This is a genomic window from Aquabacterium humicola (genome assembly GCF_030167915.1).
In the GTDB taxonomy this organism is placed as follows: domain Bacteria; phylum Pseudomonadota; class Gammaproteobacteria; order Burkholderiales; family Burkholderiaceae_C; genus Pseudaquabacterium; species Pseudaquabacterium humicola.
On sequence record NZ_JARGNB010000004.1, the window covers coordinates 185,548 to 202,363 of the forward strand.

A 16,816-nucleotide genomic window follows, 5' to 3' on the forward strand; every position below is an offset into this window, starting at 1 on the left:
AAGCGGAACGAAGCCTTCGTCCGATGTTTAGGCGCGGGCCGAGCAAGCGGCCCCTATCATGCGCGCCACGTCGTCTGCAGCGAGCCGCCCCAGGCCCTTGACGCACCCTTCGGCCCGCGCCCGCCGCATCGCCATCGTCGGCGCCGGCTTCAGCGGCGCGGTCACCGCGGTGCAGCTGCTGCGCCACGCGCCGCCCGAGGGCCTGCAGGTGGTGCTGATCAACGAATCGGGTCGCTGCGCGCGCGGCCTGGCCTACGGCACGTCCAGCCGCGAACACGTGCTGAACGTGCCGGCCGGCAACATGAGCGCGCTGGCGCAGGATGCCGATGACTTCCTGCGTTATTGCCGCTGGTCCGATCCGCAGGTCGGACCCGGCTCGTTCGTGTCGCGCCGGCTGTATGGCGCCTACCTCGAGGCGCTGCTGTCGGCCGCGGAGCTGACCGCCGCGCCGACGATCGCGCTGGAACGCGTGGTCGGCCGCGTGATCGGGCTGGACATCGACGCCGGGGCCGGCGTCGCGATCCGTATGGCGCAGGGCGGGCTGATCGCGGTCGACCACGTCTGGCGTTCGGCCACTTCGCGCCGCTGGACCCGCTGCCGCCGCAGTCGCTGGCCGCGGCCGGCCCGCGCTACGTGCGCGATCCCTGGGCGCGCGATGCACTGCGCGGCATCGCGCCCGATGCAGACGTGCTGCTCGTCGGCGCCGGGCTGACGGCGGTCGATGTCGCGCTGGCGCTGACGTGCGGACCCCGCGGCGGGCAGCTGGTCAGCATCTCGCGCCGCGGCCTCGCGCCGCAATCGCACCGCCGCAGCGGCGCGACACCGGGCGCGCTGGACGCCGGCGCGCTGGTCGACGCGATGGGCGACACGCTGCGCCGGCAGTGGCGCGTGCTGCGCGAGCACTTCGCGGCGCGATCGGCGCGCGGCGAGGACTGGCGCGACGTCATCGGCGCGCTGCGGCCGCACACGCCGGCGCTGTGGCAGCGGCTGTCGAGCGCCGACCGCGCGCGCTTCCTGCGCCATGCGCGGCCGCACTGGGAAGCGCTGCGCCACCGCTGCGCGCCGAGTGCGCACGACGCCTACCGGCAGCTGGTGGACGACGGCCGGCTCGAGGTGCGCGCGGCCCGCATCGTCGCGGTCGAGCCCCGCAGCGACGGCCGGCTCGACGTGACGCTGAAGCGCCGCGGCATGCCGGATGTCGAACGCCTCGCCGTCGACCACCTCGTCAACTGCACCGGCCCGAGCTCGGACCTGCGGCGCTGCGCGTCGCCGCTGGTGCGCGACCTGCTCGACGCCGGCTGGATCAGTGCCGACCCGCTCGGCCTCGGCCTGCAGGTGAGTCACGGCTACGCGGTGATCGGCCGCGACGGCCTGCCGACGCCGCGGCTGTCGTACATCGGCCCGCTGCTGAAGGCGCGCGACTGGGAAGCCACCGCCGTGCCCGAGCTGCGGCAGCACGCCTGGACGCTCGCGCAGCGCCTGCTCGCGCCCTGAGCGGGGCCTGAAAAAGCGAAAGCCCCGCCGAGGCGGGGCTTCATCGTTCGCAGCGGGGTGGACGATCAGCCGCGGGATTCACGCTTGCCGACCACGACCACCTGCTGCACCGGCGCGCTGCCGGCCTGGGCGAGGTCGTGGCTCGCGACGCTCGTGTTGGCCAGGGCGCCCATGCTGCCCAGCGAGGCCAGCGTCACCAGCGCGGCGAGGCCGAAGGCGGTGGCTTGGGTGCTGATCTGCTTGAACATGGTGGCTCCGGTCTGTCGAGGGGCATCGCGGTGTTGCGATGGCGTGAACTCTAGGGACCGGGATCCGATCGCGACAGCGCCTTGCGACCAAGTGCCGTGGTTGATCGATGAACCGTCACCGCACGCGACGTACGGTTGCGCTTGGCGGGATGAAGCGCGCGTAGCGCGGTGGCGTGGCGGCGTCGACGGGTGGTGAGCGCCGCCGTGCTGCCTACCCGCGCAACGCCGGATCGATCTTGCGGCGCCGCTTCATGACGACGATGGCCGGGGTGGCCACCCGTTCACGAGCCCGCTTCAGCCCACCGGCTGCGCGGATCGCATGTTCCACGCGCGAGGTGTTGAGCGGCTGCGTGATGTCGCCGTTGACCTGCGCGTACGAGCCGTCGTCCTTCTTCAGCAGGGCGCCCGTGAGCATGCCGTGTTGCACGACACCCAGGACGGTCCCTTCCTTCGGCTGGCGCGGCAGGAAGCGCTCGGCGCCGAATGGGAGAAACACAAGCTTGGGCCTGGACAGCTGCATGCGTTCATTGTGGTGGCCGTTCCTTGCTGCACTGTAAGGAAGCGATGCCGTGCGCCAGCCAGCGCCGCGGTCCTGCGCGGGACCTCGCATCGATCGGGCTGTGCCTCCGGCGTCGCCGGAGGCACAGCCTCGTTGAATGGTTCACCCATGTCATCCTCCTCCTGCGCATGTCACCCATGACGCGGGCAACGCCTCAACCTGCAGCGACCTCAGCCGCGATGCTGGCCGGGGCTGCGTCGTAGTGATCGAACTGCATCGTGTACTGCGCGCGTCCTGAGGACAGGGCGCGCAGGCTGCCGATGTAGCCGAACATCTCCTTCAGCGGCACCCGGGCGTCGACGACCGCCGCGTTGCCCCGCGACTGCTGACCACGCACAACGCCGCGTCGACGATGCAGGTCGCCGATGCAGTCGCCCAGGTACTCGACCGGAGTGACCACTTCCACCGCCATCACCGGCTCCAGGAGCTGCGGCGACGCTCGGGCGAACCCTTCGCGCGCCGCGGCCGCCGCGGCCAGCTCGAACGCCAGCGACGACGAGTCGCGCTCGTGGAAGCTGCCGTCCACCAGCGTGACCTGGAAGTCCACGCAGGCGAAGCCACCGACCACTCCGGTCTGCGCAGCGCGACGGACACCCTGCTCGACAGCAGGCACGAACTCGCGCGGTACCGCGCCGCCCACCACCTGGCTGTCGAAACGGACGCCTTCGCCGCGAGCCAAGGGCTCGAAGCGCAGCCGCACCTCTGCGAACTGGCCAGGACCGCCGGACTGCTTCTTGTGCACGTGATGCACGTCCACCGCCCGCGTGATCGTCTCGCGGTAGGCCACCTGAGGTCGGCCAACCTGCAAGTCGACCCCGTGTCGTGCCCGCAGCTTCTCGATCGACACCTCGAGCTGCAGCTCACCCATGCCGGAGAGGATCGTCTGCCCGGACTCGGCGTCTTGCCTCATCCGCAGGCTCGGATCCTCGCGCAGCATCAACTGCATCGCCTTGGCCAGGCCCTGCGCGTCCGCACGCGTGCGGGGTTCGATCGCCACGTCGATCACCGGGTCGGGCACGCTGATCTCCTCCAGATGCAGGGGATGCGCCGGATCGCACAAGGTGTGTCCGGTCAGCGTCTCCTTCAGCCCGACGATCCCAGCGATGTCGCCCGCACGCAGCTCGTCGCGCTCGATGTGGTCATCGGCGTGCACTTCGTACAGGCGCGAGACGCGTTCCGAGCGTCCCGTGCTCGTATTGAGCACGGTTGCCCCGCGCCGCAGGCGACCGCGGTACACACGAACGAAGACCATCGGACCGTGGTCATCAGCCACGACCTTGAATGCGAGCGCCGCGAACGGTCCCTCCGGGTCCGACGCGGGCTCGCCTTCCACGCGCACGACGTCCTCCGGCGACGGCAGGTAGTCGACGACCGCGTCAAGCAGCGGCTCCACGCCGCGGTTCTTGAAGGCCGAACCAGCCAGCGCCGGAACGAACGCACCTGACAGCGTGCCGCGGCGGATGCACGTGCGCAGCAGCGCGGCATCCAAGGGCTCGCCTTGGAGGTACGCACTCAGCGCCCGCTCGTCCTGCTCCGCAACCGCCTCGACCAGCAACGACCGTTGTCGAAGCGCGGCTTCCATCAGTTCTGCCGGCACATCGGTCTCGCGACAGGGCTCGCGCGCATCGTCGCGATCCCACACCAGGGCGCGCATCGTCAGCAGATCCACCACGCCACGGAAGTCGCCCTCCGCGCCGATCGGCAACTGCAGCGGCACCACGGTGACGCCCAGCCGCTCGCGCATCATCGCCACGACGCGCAGAAAGTCCGCTCCCACGCGGTCGAGCTTGTTGACGAACGCCACGCGCGGCACGCGGTACTTGTCCGCCAGGCGCCAGTTGGTCTCGGTCTGCGGCTCGACGCCGGCGACACCGTCGAACACCACGACAGCGCCGTCGAGCACCCGCAGCGAGCGGTTCACCTCGATGTTGAAGTCGATGTGACCCGGCGTGTCGATCAGGTTGATCTGCGCGCCCTTCCACTGCACGGTCGTCGCCGCGCTGTTGATCGTGATGCCGCGCTGACGTTCCTGCGGATCGAAGTCCATGCGGGTCGTGCCGTCATGGACCTCGCCGATGCGATGGTTCTCGCCCGTGTAGAACAGGATGCGTTCGGTGGTCGTCGTCTTGCCTGCGTCGACGTGAGCGATGACGCCGATGTTGCGGAGGTTTCTGTTGTTCGAGTTCATGGCGAACTTTCTAGGGCCAGTTGGGCAAAGCGCTGCCCTCAGGCCGATTCGCCTGACGGGCTAGCGTCGAAGAAGCAGACTGCGGCCGAAGCGCGGGCGCACGAGATCCCCGCTCCGGCGGGCGGAAATCGTGGCGATCAACTTGTCGAAGGTGCGCATGATGGAACTCTGAATAGACAAAACCCCGGAGGGCGGGGGCCTGCCGGGGTTTTCAGCCGGAAGGCACGCAGGCCTTCCGAACGCGATCGAAAGGCGCTGTCAGGTGGCGAAAGTCGCCTTGATCACGTCGAGGTTCTTCATGATGGTCAGCATTGTCCAGCAAGCCCGGAGAGCATCGCAACACCGGGGATATGGGGCGTTGTCTCCAACCGACAAGACAGCCGCGGCCTCGCCGGACGACTGTGTCAAACCAGGTTGGCCATGCCTGCGGCGACCACGCGATGGCGTTCGGCTTTCCGCACACGCGCAGCGTGGCAGTCATGCGTGCGCGCGAAAGAGAACGCCGGCCGGTTATCAGCCGGCCGGCGATGAAGCACGCGAGGTGCGTCGTTGGATCAGTCCTGACGCCCGCACCAGTCTGCCAGCGTCGCGTTTGTACTGCGCAGCGCCGCGACGTGTCATTGGACTTTAGACACGTCGGGCAGCAAGGTGGCCGCGCGCACGTGCATCGACGGTCGGGCTCAGCCTCGCGGCACCTTCTGACCGACGACGACGACCTGTTGCACCGGCGTGCTGTCGGCCTTGCTCATCGCGCTGGCGACATTCGTATTGGCCAGGGCACCCATGCTGCCCAGCGAGGCCAGCGTCACCAGCGCGGCGAGGCCGAAGGCGGTGGCTTGGGCGCTGATCTGCTTGAACATGGTGGACTCCGGTGCTTTCGAGTGGCATCGCGGTGTTGCGATGGAGTGAACTCTAGGCACCGGGGCCGCGGCGCGACAGCGGCTTGCAATGAACTGTCTCGGCACGCGGATGAAGCGTCGGCACCTGCGACGAGCGTGCGCGACGCGGGATCAGAAGATCGACCGCCCCGTCAAGGTCGTGAAGGTCTCCAGCGCCAACGAGCCGGCGAGCGAGTTGCCCGAGGGCTCCAGCCCCGGCGACCAGACGCAGACGCCGCATTCGCCCGGCACCAGCGCGAGGATGCCGCCGCCGACGCCGCTCTTGGCCGGCAGGCCGACGCGGAAGGCAAAGTCGCCGGCCGCGTCGTAGGTGCCGCAGGTCAGCATCAGCGCGTTCAGGCGCTTCGCGGCGCTGGCGGTCAGCAGCCGCTCGCCGGTGCGCGGCAGCACGCCGTGGTTGGCGAGGAAGGTCACCGCGCGCGCCAGGTCGATGCAGCTCATCTCGATCGCGCAATGCCGGCAGTAGGCGTCGAGCACGTGGCCGACCGGGTTCTTCAGGTTGCCGAAGCTCTTCATGAAGTAGGCCATCGCCGCATTGCGATGCGCGGTGTCGCGCTCGGACTTGGCGACGCGGCGGTCGTAATGGATGTTGTCGTGCCCGGCGAGCTTGCGCAGGAACTCGACCACCGCGGTATCGGGCACCGCGTAGCGCGTGCACAGGATGTCGGCCAGCACCAGCGCGCCGGCATTGATGAAGGGGTTGCGCGGCTTGCCGTGCTCGTGCTCCAGCTGCACCAGCGAGTTGAACGGGTTGCCCGAGGGCTCGCGGCCCAGGCGTTCCCACAGCGCATCGCCTTCGACCTGCAGCGCCATCACCAGCGTGAACAGCTTGCTGATGCTCTGGATCGAGAACGGCACCTCGGCATCGCCGATCGCATGCACGCTGCCGTCGATGCCGACCACCGCCATGCCGAAGTGCTGCGCCGAGACGGTCGCCAGCTCGGGGATGTAGCTGGCGACGCGGCCCTGGCCGATCACCGGCGCGATGCGTTCGTGCACTTGCTGGAGGATGGCGGGATAGTCCATGGGCCTTCGGTCGTTCGTGATGCTTGCCCGCAGTGTGCCAAGCGCGCGCCAGGCGGCCCGCTGCCGACGACGGACAATTGAAGGAATGGACAGCCCCAAGCTCACTTCGTTCGCTGCCCCCGAGGGGCGCTCCGGGCCCTTCGGGCGGCCGGGCGGGCCCGGGACCGAGCTGATCGTGATCCGCCATGGCGAGACCGACTGGAACCGCCAGCACCGCTTCCAGGGCCAGATCGATGTGCCGCTGAACGCGATGGGGCTGGAGCAGGCGGCGCGGCTGGGCGAGCGGCTGGCCGGCGAAGCCATCGACGTGCTGGTGGTCAGCGACCTGCAGCGCGCGCAGGCCACCGCCGCGCCGATCGCGCGCCGGCACGGCCTCGCGCCGAACATCGAGCCGCTGTGGCGCGAGCAGGCCTTCGGCATCCTCGAGGGCCTGGACGTGACGACGATCCGCCGCCAGCACCGCGACCTGTGGGAGCGCTGGGTGCAGCACGACGCCGACTACGCGCTGCCCGAAGGCGGCGAGAGCAACCTGCACTTCTATGCCCGCGTCAAGCGCGCGCTGGAAGCCACCGTCGAGGCCCATGCGGGCCGGCGCATCGCCGTCGTCACGCACGGCGGCGTGCTGGACATGTTGTGGCGCGCGGCGAACGAGCTGCCGCTGTCGGGCGCACGCGCCTGCGCGATCCCGAACACCGGCATCAACCGCCTGCGCTTCGCCGACGGTGCGTTGACGGTGCTGCAGTGGGCCGACGACGCGCACCTGCTGGGCCTGCCCGAGCAGCCGAGCACGGTGCCGGCGGCCCGTTGACACGCGGGCGTCAGTCGACCGTCGTCGCCTCGATGCGCGCGCGCGCCAGCCGGCACAGGCTGTCGGCGAAGGTATCGACCGGCACCTTCAGCTGCCGGTACTTCCAGCGCTTGACGTACCAGTCCTGGCTCAGGGCGAGGAAGTGGCCGGCGAGCACCTGCGCCTCCAACTCGTCGTCGATGCCGGCCTCGGCGAACAGGCGCTTGAAGCCCGCCTGCACGTCCATCTCGGAAGCCTTCGCGACCTGGCGCTGGCTGTCGGACAAGGTGCGCGACTCCAGGAATACGAAGTAGAACCAGGGCTGCAGGATCTCGGTGATGTAGAGGTGGCCGCGCAGCGTCGCCTCCAGCCGCTCCAGCGCTGGCCACGGGCCGTCGAACCAGCCGGGGATCTCCGCGGCGAGGTAGCGGATCATGTCCTCGATCATGGCGGCGAGGTCGTCCTTGCTGGCGATGTAGCCGTAGAGCCCGCCCATCGACAGCCCGCAGGCGCCGCTCAGGTCGCGCAGGGTCATCGCGCCGAAGCCGACCTTGTTCGCCAGCTTGAAGGTCGTCTCGACGATGGTGCGCAGGTTCTCCAGCGCGGCCGGGCGCTTGACCGTCAGCCGGTGCGCATTGCGCTCGAGCAGCTTGTCCCAGACCGTGCTCGCGTCGACCGGCGCGACGCGCTTGAAATCGGCGAACAGAAAGCGCGGCGGCAGGTCCAGGAGCATGCGGCGTCGAACGGGTCGGTGAGGCCGGGCGGGCGGGTCGGAAGTGCCGGATAAGGCGCGTTGACCCCAGGGCGCGCGGATTGTAGACTCCACAAAACCGAGCGAGCGCTCGGTATTTTTTTAGTCTTGAGCTCGATTGGGAAGCACGATGTCCGCTCAGCCGCTGGCCGCCATGTCCGAATCGATCGCCAACCCGCTGCTCGACCCGCTGCGCGGACCGGCGCCGGTGGTGGGCCTCGCTGCCGTCGCCGGCCACGCGAAGCTGACGGCGCCGGAACTGCAGGCGGTGCGCGGCGATGCCTGGTTCGCGAGCCTCGGGGCCGAGCTGCAGCACGCGATCCTGGCGCGCGCGACGGTGCGGCGGCTGCGCGCCGGCGCGGTGCTGATCCGCGGCGGCTCGGGGGCCGGCGAGGCCTGGTACGGCGTCGCGGCCGGCGCGGTGCGGCTGTCGACCAGCCTGGCCTCGGGCCGCCAGGTGAACTTCCAGCTCGTCGAGCCGGGCGCGTGGTTCGGCGACATCCCGCTGATCGACGGCCTGGCCGCGCCCTGCGATGCCGAGACCTGTGCCGATGCGACGCTGCTGGTGCTGAGGAAGGACGACCTGCTGCAGCTGCTGGCCCGCCATGCCGACTTCGGCATCGCGCTGGCGCGGCTGAACGGCCGCCGCACGCGCGCGCTGATGGGGCTCTTCGCCGATGCGCTGTCGCTGCCGCTCGAGAACCGACTCGCGCGCCAGCTGCTGCAGCTGGCGCGGCGCTTCGGCGCGCGGGCGGCCGGCGACGCCGTGCGCATCGGGCTGAAGTTGTCGCAGCAGGATCTCGCGGACCTGCTCGGCGCCAGCCGCCAGCGCGTCAATGCCGGGCTGAAGAAGCTCGAGCGCGACGGTGTGCTCTGGCTGGCGACCGGGCGCTGGGAGGTGCTGGACCTCGCGGCGCTCGAAGCGCTGGCCGAACCCGCGTTCTAGCCGTCAGTTCGGCGCCGGAATGCCGAGCGCCGCGCAGCTCTCGCGCACCTGGCGCTTCAGGCGCAGCGACTGCGGCAGCGCGTTCGCGCGCGGCTGCAAGGCATTGAGCACCCCCGCATGGCGGCCGGCGCGGCGCAGCGCGTCGAGGTGGATTTGCTCGAACAGGTCGCGCTGTGCATGGCTGCCGCCGATCGAGACCAGGCGCGGCAGCGCCGCTTCGAGCTGCGTTGCCGCCTCGTCCCAGCGGCCTTCGGCGTACGCCAGCAAGCCGCGCGCGGCCGGCACCGCGACACGCTGCCAGGCTTCGCGCGTGGCCGTCGGCGCGTCGGGCGCGTCGGCTTCGATGCGCGACAGCAGCGCGGCGGCCTCCGGGCGGCCGGCGCGCGCCAGGCCGTAGAGGTACTGCAGGTCGAGGAACGGCTGCACGCGGTCGTCGAGCCGCGTCTCCAGCCAGCCGGCCAGCTCCTGCCAGCGGGCGCCGACGTCGAGCCCGGCAAGCTCCAGCCGCGCCAGCAGCGACACGGCGCCCACCTGGTCCTGCGAGTAGGACTTGTCGACGCCCCAGACCTCGTCGTCGTAGAGCCGCAGCGCGCCGGCCTCGTCGCCGAGCTCGATCAGCATCAGCGCCAGGTGCCACCAGTTGTGCGTGCGCATGAACGAGGTCAGCCCGCGCCACTGGCCGCTGGCCGCGCGCAGGAAGGCCGCGCCTTCGGCGAGGCGGCCGTCGGTGAGCATCACGTGGGCGAGCGCATGCTGCGCCCAGGGTTCGGCCGGGCGCATCGCCAGCGCCAGCCGCGCGGCGTGCTCGGCCTCGTCGAGCCGGTGGCACTGCTCCCAGCCGAAGGCCAGCATGCCGTGCAGCCAGGCGATGTCGTGCGCCGCCGGCAGCGCGCGCAGGGCCAGCCGCAGCAGCGCCGGCGAATCGCCGAGATTGAACGCGTGGTACTGCGCGAGCTTCAGCGTGCACAGGTCGCGCGGCCAGCGCGCCAGCGCGGCTTCGTGCGTGGCGAGCGCGGCTGCGGTATCGCCGTCGACCCACAGCCGGATGCCGGCCGCGAACTGCCGCTCTCTTTCGGAGCTGGGAAGATGCGCACGCGCGGCCCGTTCCAGGTGCGGCCGCGCGTTCGCCGGCGCGGCGCCGTTCTCGGCGAACATCTGCAGCGCCGCGGCGCAGGCCTGCACGATCAGGCTGTGATCGCTGTCCGCGACCGCCAGCACCTCCAGGATGCGCGGCGTGTAGCCGAGGAAGCCCTCGACGAAGCCGTTGACCGCGACCGCGCTGCCGGGCTGCTGCACGGCGATCGGCAGGCCGAACGGATCGCGCGCCTCCACCATCACGGCCGGTCCGTCAGGTCCAGTGCAGCGCGGGCAGGTCGTTGGCGAAGATCGGCATGTCCTTCCACAGGCCGCCGAGCTTCGCATTGGCGATCGTGATCCAGGTCGGCTGGTACAGGTAGGCGGCCACCGCGTCGTCGGCCACCAGGCGCTGCAGGTCGGCCAGGTGCTGGTTGCGGACCTTCGGATCGGCAGTGGCGTTGACCTTGGCCCACAGCTCGTTGAACTTCGGCGACTCGTAGTTCCAGTAGTAGTTCGGCCGCGCGAAGTTGCCGAAGTCCAGCGGCTCGACGTGCGAGATGATGGTCAGGTCGTAGGCCTTCTGGCCGTAGACGCCGGACAGCCACTGCGCCCACTCGATGTTCTCCTGCTTCGCGACGATGCCCACCTTCGCAAGCATCGCGGCCACCACCTCGCCGCCCTGGCGTGCGTAGGGCGTCGGCGGCAGCTTCAGCGACAGCTCCAGCGGCGTGGTGACACCCGCCTCCTTCAGCAGCGCCTTCGCGCGCTCGGGGTTGTAGGCATTCACCGCCGTCAGGTCGACGTAGCCCGGCGCGCCCGGCACGTAGTAGCTGCCGATCGGCGTGCCGAAGCCGTCGGCCGCGCCTTCGACCACCTGCTTGCGGTCGAGCGCCATTGCGATCGCGCGCCGCACGCGCACGTCGTCGAGCGGCTTCTTCTTGTTGTTGATCGCCAGAATGGTCTTGGCGCGCGAACCGCCGATCAGGATCTGGAAGCGCTTGTCGCGCCTGAACTGCTCGAGCGACTTGGCCGCCGAGATGCGCGGGAACAGGTCGACGTCGCCGGCCAGCATCGCCGCCACCTGCGCCGCCGGATCGCTGATGAAGCGCATCGTCACGCGGCGCAGGCGGATCGACTTCGCGTCGCGCCAGCCGTCCCAGCGCGCCAGCACCACCGACGAGCCCTTGGCCCAGCTCTCCAGCTTGAACGGCCCGGTGCCCACCGGCTGCGTGTTGTTGTTGGCCGCGCTCTTCGGCTCGACGATCGACGCCGTCGCCTGGCCGAGCTGGAACAGGAAATCCGGGTTCGGGTTCTTCAGCGTCAGCACCACCGTGTGGTCGTCGGTGGTCGCGATGTTGACGATGTTGGCGAAGGTCGCCTTGTCCTTGTTGGTGCTGCCCGGCTCGACGTTGCGCTCGAAGCAGTACTTGACCGTCCTCGCGTTGAACGGCTCGCCGTTGTGGAACGTGACGCCGGTCCTGAGCTTGAAGGCCCAGGTCTTGTTGTCCGGCGTGACGGTCCAGCTCTGCGCCAGCAGCGGCGTGATCGACGAATCGCCGTTGATCTTCGTCAGCGTCTCGAAGATGTTGTAGTGCACCACCTCGCCGATCGCCGCGGCGGCGCCGGCGGTGGGATCCAGGCCCGGCGGCTCCAGCGTCATCGCCAGCACCAGCGTGTCCTTCTTCGACTGGGCTTGCGCCCACCAGGGCGTCAGGCCGACGGCGGCGGCGGGCAGGCTCAGGGCGGTGCGGCGGCGGATCATGCGGGCTCCTCGAAGCGAATCGGTCGGCGACAGCGTCGGCGATGCTAGCCGCAGTCGCCCGCGTCGCCGCGCGCTGCGGGTTAACACCCTCCGACACGGCGCGCTTGCAGGTCTAATATCCTTTTGTGCTTATATTTGAATGCTCGTGAACGACGCCCTGCCCCCATCGCCCGGCCGGCTGCGCAAGGCGCCGGAGAACTTCATCGATGCCACCGGCGTGCGCAGGGTGTTCGCCGAGGCGCGGCAGGGTCGGCGCGATTTCCTGCGCGGCGCGCTGGCCGGTGCGGCGTCCGGCCTGGCGCTGGCCGCCGGGACCGCCCGCGCGCAGGGCCGGGAAACGATGGCGGCGGCCGACGGCGAGCCGCAGATCCTCAACCTGCCGCCGCACAGCACGGGCCTCGGCAAGCCGGTGGCCAGCGACGGCTACGGCAGGCCCTCCCAGTACGAGGCCAACGTGCAGCGCCGCCCCAGCCCGGGGCTGACGCAGACCGCGCAGGCCTCGGTGTCCTTCGCGCCGCTGCAGTCGCTGTTCGGCATCGTCACGCCCAGCGGCCTGCATTTCGAGCGCCACCACCAGGGCTGGTGGGACATCGACCCGACGCAGCACCGGCTGATGCTCAACGGCTCGACCGAGCAGTTGCTGAAGCGGCCGATGGTCTTCACGCTCGACGAGCTGATGCGGCTGCCGTCGGTGTCGCGCTTCCACTTCATCGAGTGCGGCGCGAACACCGGCATGGAATGGGGCAACGTCGCGGTGCCGACCGTGCAATACACGCACGGCATGTTGAGCTGCAGCGAGTTCACCGGCGTGCCGCTGCGCACGCTGCTGGAGCTGGCCGGCGTCGACTTCAAGCGCGCGCGCTACGTGCTGGGCGAAGGGGCCGACGGCTCGGGCATGACGCGCACGCTGCCGATGGCGCTGGTCGAGTCGGGCGAGGTGCTGGTGGCCTACGGGCAGAACGGCGAGATGCTGCGGCCGGAGAACGGCTACCCGCTGCGCCTGGTGGTGCCCGGCGTGCAGGGGGTGAGCTGGGTCAAGTACCTGCGCCGCATCGAGGTCGGCGACCAGCCCTGGGCCACCAAGGACGAGGCCGTGCACTACATCGACCTGCTGCCCGACGGCACGCATCGCCAGTACTCGAGCACGCAGGAATGCAAGAGCGTGGTGACCACGCCGTCCGGCGGCCAGGCGCTGCTGCAGAAGGGCTTCCACGCGATCAGCGGCCTCGCCTGGTCCGGCCGCGGCGCGGTGCGCAAGGTCGACGTGTCGGTCGACGGCGGCGCCAACTGGCGGCCGGCGCGGCTGCAGGCGCCGGTGATGTCGAAGTGCCTGACGCGCTTCTCGCTCGACTGGGTGTGGGACGGCAAGCCGGCGCTGATCTGCAGCCGCGCGACCGATTCCACCGGCCACGTGCAGCCGGCGATGCGTGCGCTGCGCGCGGTGCGCGGCACGCGCTCGATCTACCACAACAACGCGATCCAGACCTGGTGGGTGCAGGAGAACGGCGAGGTGCGCAATGTCCAGCTCGCGTAGGGCCGGCCCGCTTCGGGCCTTGGGCGTGGTGCTGCTGCTCGGCGCCGCGGCGTCAGGCCCTTCCGCGGGCACTGCAGCCGCTGCAGCGGCCGCGACGAATTACCCCGGCATCGGCCGCCCTGCCACGCCGAAGGAGGTCGCCGCCTGGGACATCGACGTGCGCCCCGATTTCCTCGGGCTGCCGCCGGGCCGCGGCTCGGTGGCCGCCGGCGAGAAGCTCTGGGAGGCGCAGTGCGCCTCCTGCCACGGCACCTTCGGCGAATCGAACCAGGTCTTCCATCCGCTGGTCGGCGGCACCACGCCGGCGGACGTGCAGCGCGGCCGCACCGCGACGCTGGCCGAACGGGCCTACCCGGCGCGCACGACGCTGATGAAGCTGCCCACCGTGTCGACGCTGTGGGACTACATCCGCCGCGCGATGCCGTGGAACGCGCCGAAGACGCTGTCGACCGACGAGGTCTACGCGGTGACCGCCTACATGCTGAACCTGGGCGGCATCGTCGACGAGGGCTTCGTGCTCGACCAGCACACGATCCGCGAGGTGCAGCAGAAGCTGCCGAACCGCGACGGCATGACGACGCGCCATGCGCTGTGGCCGGGCGACGGCCTGGGCGCCGGCGCGAAGCCCGACGTGCAGGGCAGCGCCTGCATGCGCGACTGCGAGAAGGCGCCGCCGCGCATCGCCTCGGCGCTGCCGGACCATGCCCGCAACGCGCACGGGAACCTCGCCGACCAGAACCGGCTCGTAGGGGCGCAGCGGGGCGTGCGCACGGCCCCTCCCTCGACGAGCATGGCGGCCGGTCCCGCAACCAACCCGGCCGCCGGCGGCGGTCCGGTGCTCGCCCTGCTGCAATCCCAGGGCTGCGTGGCCTGCCACGGCGTCGAGAACAAGATCGTCGGCCCGGCGTTCCGCGAGATCGCGTCGAAACAGGGCACGCGGGGCGACGCGGTGGCCTACCTGGCCGGCCGCATCAAGGCCGGCGGCTCCGGCGTCTGGGGGGCGGTGCCGATGCCGCCACAGACCCTGGCCGATGGCGAAGCCGAGACGATTGCCCGCTGGCTGGCGAACGGTGCGCGGCCGTGATACGGTCGCGGCCGCCCGGAATGAGTGACTGCACGATGAAGGAGATGACGATGCAAACCCGCCGCGAGATGCTGCAACGCAGCGCCGGCGTCGCCGGCCTGCTGGCCGGCCTGGGCCTGCTGCCGGCCGCGGCGCAGGCTGCCTGGACGCAGGCCGCGTTCGACGGCAAGAACCTGGCGGACGTGCTGAAGGCGCTCGGCGCCGGCGCGCCGACCGAAAGCAAGGACGTGGTGCTGACCGGCCCGGACATCGCCGAGAACGGCGCCGTCGTGCAGGTCGGCTGCTCGACCACGCTGCCGGGCGTCAAGCGTCTGCTGCTGCTGGTCGAGAAGAACCCGAACGCGCTGTCGGCGATCTTCGAGTGCAACGACGCGATCGACGCCGCCTTCACCACCCGCGTGAAGATGGGCCAGTCGTCCAACGTCTACGCGGTGGCGCTGACGGGCGACGGCAAGGCCTTGTTCTCGCAGAAGGAGATCAAGGTGACGCTGGGTGGATGTGGCGGTTAAGGAGCAGACAACATGGCAGACCCGATGCGCATCCGCGCCCAGGCCGCTGGCGACAAGGCCACCGTGCGCGTGCTGATGCAACACGAGATGGAAACCGGCCAGCGCAAGGATTCGGCCGGCAAGACGATCCCCGCCTGGTTCATCCAGGAAGTCAGCGCGACGCACAACGGCAAGCCGGTGTTCGCCGCGCAGTGGGGCCCGTCGATCTCGAAGAACCCCTTCCTGCAGTTCGCGATCAAGGGCGCGAAGGCCGGCGACAAGGTCGCCGTGACCTGGGTTGACAATCGCGGCGAGAAACGCACCGACGAAGCCGTCGTGTCCTGAGCGGGGCCGGCAGCGCGCCGCCGCCATGGCGCCGACCGGCCGACAGTTCCACCGATCCTGGAGGAGAGGATTGCAGACGATGAAGCGACTGCCCGCAGCAGCCTGCACCGCGGCCGTGCTGGCCGCCATGACCGCCGTCGTGGCGGTCCAGGCCCAGACCCCGCCGGCCCCATCCCAGAAGCCCAAGAGCTCCGCCGAGGCCATCGCCGAATACCGCGCGATGCTGGCCGAGGGCAATCCGGCCGAACTGTTCGAAGCCAAGGGCGAGGCGCTGTGGAAGACGCCGCGCGGCCCGAAGAAGGTGTCGCTCGAGCGCTGCGACCTCGGCCTCGGCCCCGGTGTGATCAAGGGCGCCTGGGTGCAGCTGCCGCGTTATTTCGCCGATACGCAGCGGGTGCAGGACCTCGAGTCGCGCCTCTTGACCTGCATGGAGACGCTGCAGGGCTTCGACCCGGCCGAGATCGCCAAGACGCCCTTCGGCCGCGGCGAGCAGCAGACGATGGAAGCCTATGCGGCGTGGATCGCGTCCGAGTCGCGCGGGCTGAAGGTCAACCTGCCGCAATCGCACCCGGCCGAGCAGCGCATGTACGAGCTCGGCAAGCGCGCGTTCTTCTTCCGCGGCGGGCCGATGGACTTCGCGTGCGCGACCTGCCACAACGCCGACGGCATGCGCATCCGCATGCAGGACCTGCCGAACCTGACGAAGAACCCGGGCGACGGCATCGGCTTCGCCGCGTGGCCGGCCTACCGCGTCTCCAGCGGCGAGCTCTGGGGCATGCAGCGGCGCCTGAACGACTGCTACCGCCAGCAGCGCTTCCCCTACCCCGGTTATGCGAGCGACGTGACGATCGCGCTGGGCGTCTACATGGGCGTCAACGCCAAGGGCGCGGAATCGATCGCGCCGTCGATCAAGCGCTGAAGGACGGCTGCCGCATGAACCGCACCCATCGTTTCCTCGCCCTCGCCGCCGGGGTGGGCACCGCCGTGCTGGTCGGCTGCGCGACGCTGCCGTCGCCGGCCGAGCTCGACGCGCAATCCATCGCGATGCACAAGGCCGACTTCCGGGCGCAAGGCATCGCCGGCCTGGACCGGCTCGAGCAGGACGCCAGCCAGCGCGCCTGCTCGTCGGACCAGCCGCCCTCGCCGGCCGTCGCCAAGCAGATCGAGAGCGAGTCGCTCGCCGGCGTCAAGTGGCCGTCCGACGGCCAGTACCTCGGCGACTGGCGCGAAGGCGAGAAGCTGGCGCAGAACGGCCGCGGCATGACCTGGTCCGACAGCAGCGCGGCCCCCTCGGCCAACGGGGCCATGTGCTACAACTGCCACCAGATCGGTCCTGCCGAAATCTCCTTCGGCAACATCGGCCCCAGCCTCTACCAGTACGGCAAGCTGCGCGGCGTCAAGGACCCGGCCGACCCGGCCAGCGCCGAGGTGATCAAGTACACCTGGGGCAAGCTGTGGAACAGCAAGGCCTACGCGGCCTGCTCGAACATGCCGCGTTTCGGCCGCGCGAAACTGCTCGAGGAAAAGCAGATCCGCCACCTGATGGCGCTGCTGCTCGACCCGAAGTCGCCGGTGAACCAGTGAGCCTGACCGCCGCGCGCTGAGCGCGGCGCGGCCCCCCGCAGCGG

Annotated in this window: 18 protein-coding genes; 10 read left to right on the forward strand and 8 right to left on the reverse strand. The window is 70.4% G+C overall.

Translation table 11 applies throughout. The features are described from left to right. Window positions 1-97 precede the first annotated feature (97 nt). Together P1K89_RS19700 and P1K89_RS19705 are read left to right on the forward strand one after the other, a co-directional pair. Window positions 98-712, forward strand: a complete 615-nt coding sequence (locus tag P1K89_RS19700; RefSeq protein WP_284618205.1) for an FAD/NAD(P)-binding protein — start codon at window positions 98-100, stop codon at window positions 710-712. After that, window positions 634-1,494, forward strand: coding sequence for an FAD/NAD(P)-binding protein (locus P1K89_RS19705; protein ID WP_284618206.1), 861 nt, complete (start codon window positions 634-636; stop codon window positions 1,492-1,494). The genes P1K89_RS19700 and P1K89_RS19705 overlap by 79 nt, the downstream gene beginning before the upstream one ends. A gap of 65 nt (window positions 1,495-1,559) precedes the next feature. Here P1K89_RS19705 and P1K89_RS19710 read toward each other — a convergent pair whose 3' ends face one another. The 5 genes from P1K89_RS19710 to P1K89_RS19730 form a co-directional block, all read right to left on the reverse strand. Then, window positions 1,560-1,742: a hypothetical protein gene (locus P1K89_RS19710; RefSeq protein WP_284618207.1), complete on the reverse strand. Its 183-nt coding sequence runs from the start codon at window positions 1,740-1,742 to the stop codon at window positions 1,560-1,562. A 211-nt stretch (window positions 1,743-1,953) separates the two neighbouring features. Continuing rightward, complete coding sequence (locus tag P1K89_RS19715; protein WP_284618208.1) at window positions 1,954-2,262, reverse strand: hypothetical protein; 309 nt, start codon at window positions 2,260-2,262, stop codon at window positions 1,954-1,956. 193 nt (window positions 2,263-2,455) lie between these two features. Continuing rightward, entirely contained in the window at window positions 2,456-4,489 is a 2,034-nt protein-coding gene (gene fusA / locus P1K89_RS19720; protein ID WP_284618209.1) for an elongation factor G, read from the reverse strand. Between the two features lie 680 nt (window positions 4,490-5,169). Then, window positions 5,170-5,349 (reverse strand): hypothetical protein, encoded by a 180-nt coding sequence (locus P1K89_RS19725; protein ID WP_284618210.1) that lies wholly within the window; start codon window positions 5,347-5,349, stop codon window positions 5,170-5,172. Between the two features lie 150 nt (window positions 5,350-5,499). Further along, window positions 5,500-6,414 carry a glutaminase gene (locus P1K89_RS19730; RefSeq protein WP_284618211.1) on the reverse strand — a complete coding sequence of 305 codons (915 nt, stop codon included), beginning with the start codon at window positions 6,412-6,414 and terminating at the stop codon, window positions 5,500-5,502. Between the two features lie 85 nt (window positions 6,415-6,499). Between P1K89_RS19730 and P1K89_RS19735 the strand changes: the two genes are divergently transcribed. Beyond that, window positions 6,500-7,222 carry a histidine phosphatase family protein gene (locus P1K89_RS19735; RefSeq protein ID WP_284618212.1) on the forward strand — a complete coding sequence of 241 codons (723 nt, stop codon included), beginning with the start codon at window positions 6,500-6,502 and terminating at the stop codon, window positions 7,220-7,222. Window positions 7,223-7,232: 10 nt separating this feature from the next. Here P1K89_RS19735 and P1K89_RS19740 read toward each other — a convergent pair whose 3' ends face one another. Then, on the reverse strand, window positions 7,233-7,934 hold the full coding sequence (locus P1K89_RS19740) for a TetR/AcrR family transcriptional regulator (RefSeq protein ID WP_284618213.1): 702 nt from the start codon (window positions 7,932-7,934) through the stop codon (window positions 7,233-7,235). A 148-nt stretch (window positions 7,935-8,082) separates the two neighbouring features. On the opposite strand from P1K89_RS19740, the gene P1K89_RS19745 reads away from it, so the two are divergent. Further along, the gene (locus P1K89_RS19745; protein WP_284618214.1) at window positions 8,083-8,898 is read left to right on the forward strand and encodes a Crp/Fnr family transcriptional regulator; all 816 of its coding nucleotides are present in this window, start codon (window positions 8,083-8,085) and stop codon (window positions 8,896-8,898) included. Window positions 8,899-8,901: 3 nt separating this feature from the next. Here P1K89_RS19745 and P1K89_RS19750 read toward each other — a convergent pair whose 3' ends face one another. Further along, window positions 8,902-10,233 carry a tetratricopeptide repeat protein gene (locus P1K89_RS19750; RefSeq protein ID WP_284618215.1) on the reverse strand — a complete coding sequence of 444 codons (1,332 nt, stop codon included), beginning with the start codon at window positions 10,231-10,233 and terminating at the stop codon, window positions 8,902-8,904. 13 nt (window positions 10,234-10,246) lie between these two features. Then, complete coding sequence (locus tag P1K89_RS19755) at window positions 10,247-11,737, reverse strand: ABC transporter substrate-binding protein (protein WP_284618216.1); 1,491 nt, start codon at window positions 11,735-11,737, stop codon at window positions 10,247-10,249. A 145-nt stretch (window positions 11,738-11,882) separates the two neighbouring features. On the opposite strand from P1K89_RS19755, the gene soxC reads away from it, so the two are divergent. From soxC to soxX, 6 genes are all read left to right on the forward strand, one after another. Beyond that, a complete protein-coding gene (gene soxC, locus P1K89_RS19760; RefSeq protein WP_439898011.1) occupies window positions 11,883-13,271 on the forward strand; it encodes a sulfite dehydrogenase in 1,389 nt (462 codons plus the stop codon). Beyond that, window positions 13,255-14,355 (forward strand): c-type cytochrome, encoded by a 1,101-nt coding sequence (locus tag P1K89_RS19765; RefSeq protein WP_284618218.1) that lies wholly within the window; start codon window positions 13,255-13,257, stop codon window positions 14,353-14,355. Before soxC ends, P1K89_RS19765 begins: the two co-directional genes overlap by 17 nt. A 50-nt stretch (window positions 14,356-14,405) precedes the next feature. Next, window positions 14,406-14,864 carry a thiosulfate oxidation carrier protein SoxY gene (soxY, locus tag P1K89_RS19770; RefSeq protein WP_284618219.1) on the forward strand — a complete coding sequence of 153 codons (459 nt, stop codon included), beginning with the start codon at window positions 14,406-14,408 and terminating at the stop codon, window positions 14,862-14,864. Window positions 14,865-14,876: 12 nt separating this feature from the next. Further along, complete coding sequence (soxZ, locus tag P1K89_RS19775) at window positions 14,877-15,188, forward strand: thiosulfate oxidation carrier complex protein SoxZ (protein ID WP_284618220.1); 312 nt, start codon at window positions 14,877-14,879, stop codon at window positions 15,186-15,188. Window positions 15,189-15,267: 79 nt separating this feature from the next. Beyond that, entirely contained in the window at window positions 15,268-16,107 is an 840-nt protein-coding gene (gene soxA / locus P1K89_RS19780; RefSeq protein WP_439898012.1) for a sulfur oxidation c-type cytochrome SoxA, read from the forward strand. Between the two features lie 14 nt (window positions 16,108-16,121). Then, window positions 16,122-16,772: a sulfur oxidation c-type cytochrome SoxX gene (gene soxX, locus P1K89_RS19785; protein ID WP_284618221.1), complete on the forward strand. Its 651-nt coding sequence runs from the start codon at window positions 16,122-16,124 to the stop codon at window positions 16,770-16,772. Window positions 16,773-16,816: the final 44 nt, after the last annotated feature.

What these genes read in the sequence shown, in the direction of transcription:
- P1K89_RS19710 (WP_284618207.1), bottom strand. Translation starts at nt 1,742, where the DNA reads ATGTTCAAGCAGATCAGCACCCAAGCCACCGCCTTCGGCCTCGCCGCG.
- P1K89_RS19715 (WP_284618208.1), bottom strand. Translation starts at nt 2,262, where the DNA reads ATGCAGCTGTCCAGGCCCAAGCTTGTGTTTCTCCCATTCGGCGCCGAG.
- fusA (WP_284618209.1), bottom strand. Translation starts at nt 4,489, where the DNA reads ATGAACTCGAACAACAGAAACCTCCGCAACATCGGCGTCATCGCTCAC.
- P1K89_RS19725 (WP_284618210.1), bottom strand. Translation starts at nt 5,349, where the DNA reads ATGTTCAAGCAGATCAGCGCCCAAGCCACCGCCTTCGGCCTCGCCGCG.
- P1K89_RS19730 (WP_284618211.1), bottom strand. Translation starts at nt 6,414, where the DNA reads ATGGACTATCCCGCCATCCTCCAGCAAGTGCACGAACGCATCGCGCCG.
- P1K89_RS19735 (WP_284618212.1), top strand. Translation starts at nt 6,500, where the DNA reads ATGGACAGCCCCAAGCTCACTTCGTTCGCTGCCCCCGAGGGGCGCTCC.
- P1K89_RS19740 (WP_284618213.1), bottom strand. Translation starts at nt 7,934, where the DNA reads ATGCTCCTGGACCTGCCGCCGCGCTTTCTGTTCGCCGATTTCAAGCGC.
- P1K89_RS19745 (WP_284618214.1), top strand. Translation starts at nt 8,083, where the DNA reads ATGTCCGCTCAGCCGCTGGCCGCCATGTCCGAATCGATCGCCAACCCG.
- P1K89_RS19750 (WP_284618215.1), bottom strand. Translation starts at nt 10,233, where the DNA reads ATGGTGGAGGCGCGCGATCCGTTCGGCCTGCCGATCGCCGTGCAGCAG.
- P1K89_RS19755 (WP_284618216.1), bottom strand. Translation starts at nt 11,737, where the DNA reads ATGATCCGCCGCCGCACCGCCCTGAGCCTGCCCGCCGCCGCCGTCGGC.
- P1K89_RS19765 (WP_284618218.1), top strand. Translation starts at nt 13,255, where the DNA reads ATGTCCAGCTCGCGTAGGGCCGGCCCGCTTCGGGCCTTGGGCGTGGTG.
- soxY (WP_284618219.1), top strand. Translation starts at nt 14,406, where the DNA reads ATGCAAACCCGCCGCGAGATGCTGCAACGCAGCGCCGGCGTCGCCGGC.
- soxZ (WP_284618220.1), top strand. Translation starts at nt 14,877, where the DNA reads ATGGCAGACCCGATGCGCATCCGCGCCCAGGCCGCTGGCGACAAGGCC.
- soxA (WP_439898012.1), top strand. Translation starts at nt 15,268, where the DNA reads ATGAAGCGACTGCCCGCAGCAGCCTGCACCGCGGCCGTGCTGGCCGCC.
- soxX (WP_284618221.1), top strand. Translation starts at nt 16,122, where the DNA reads ATGAACCGCACCCATCGTTTCCTCGCCCTCGCCGCCGGGGTGGGCACC.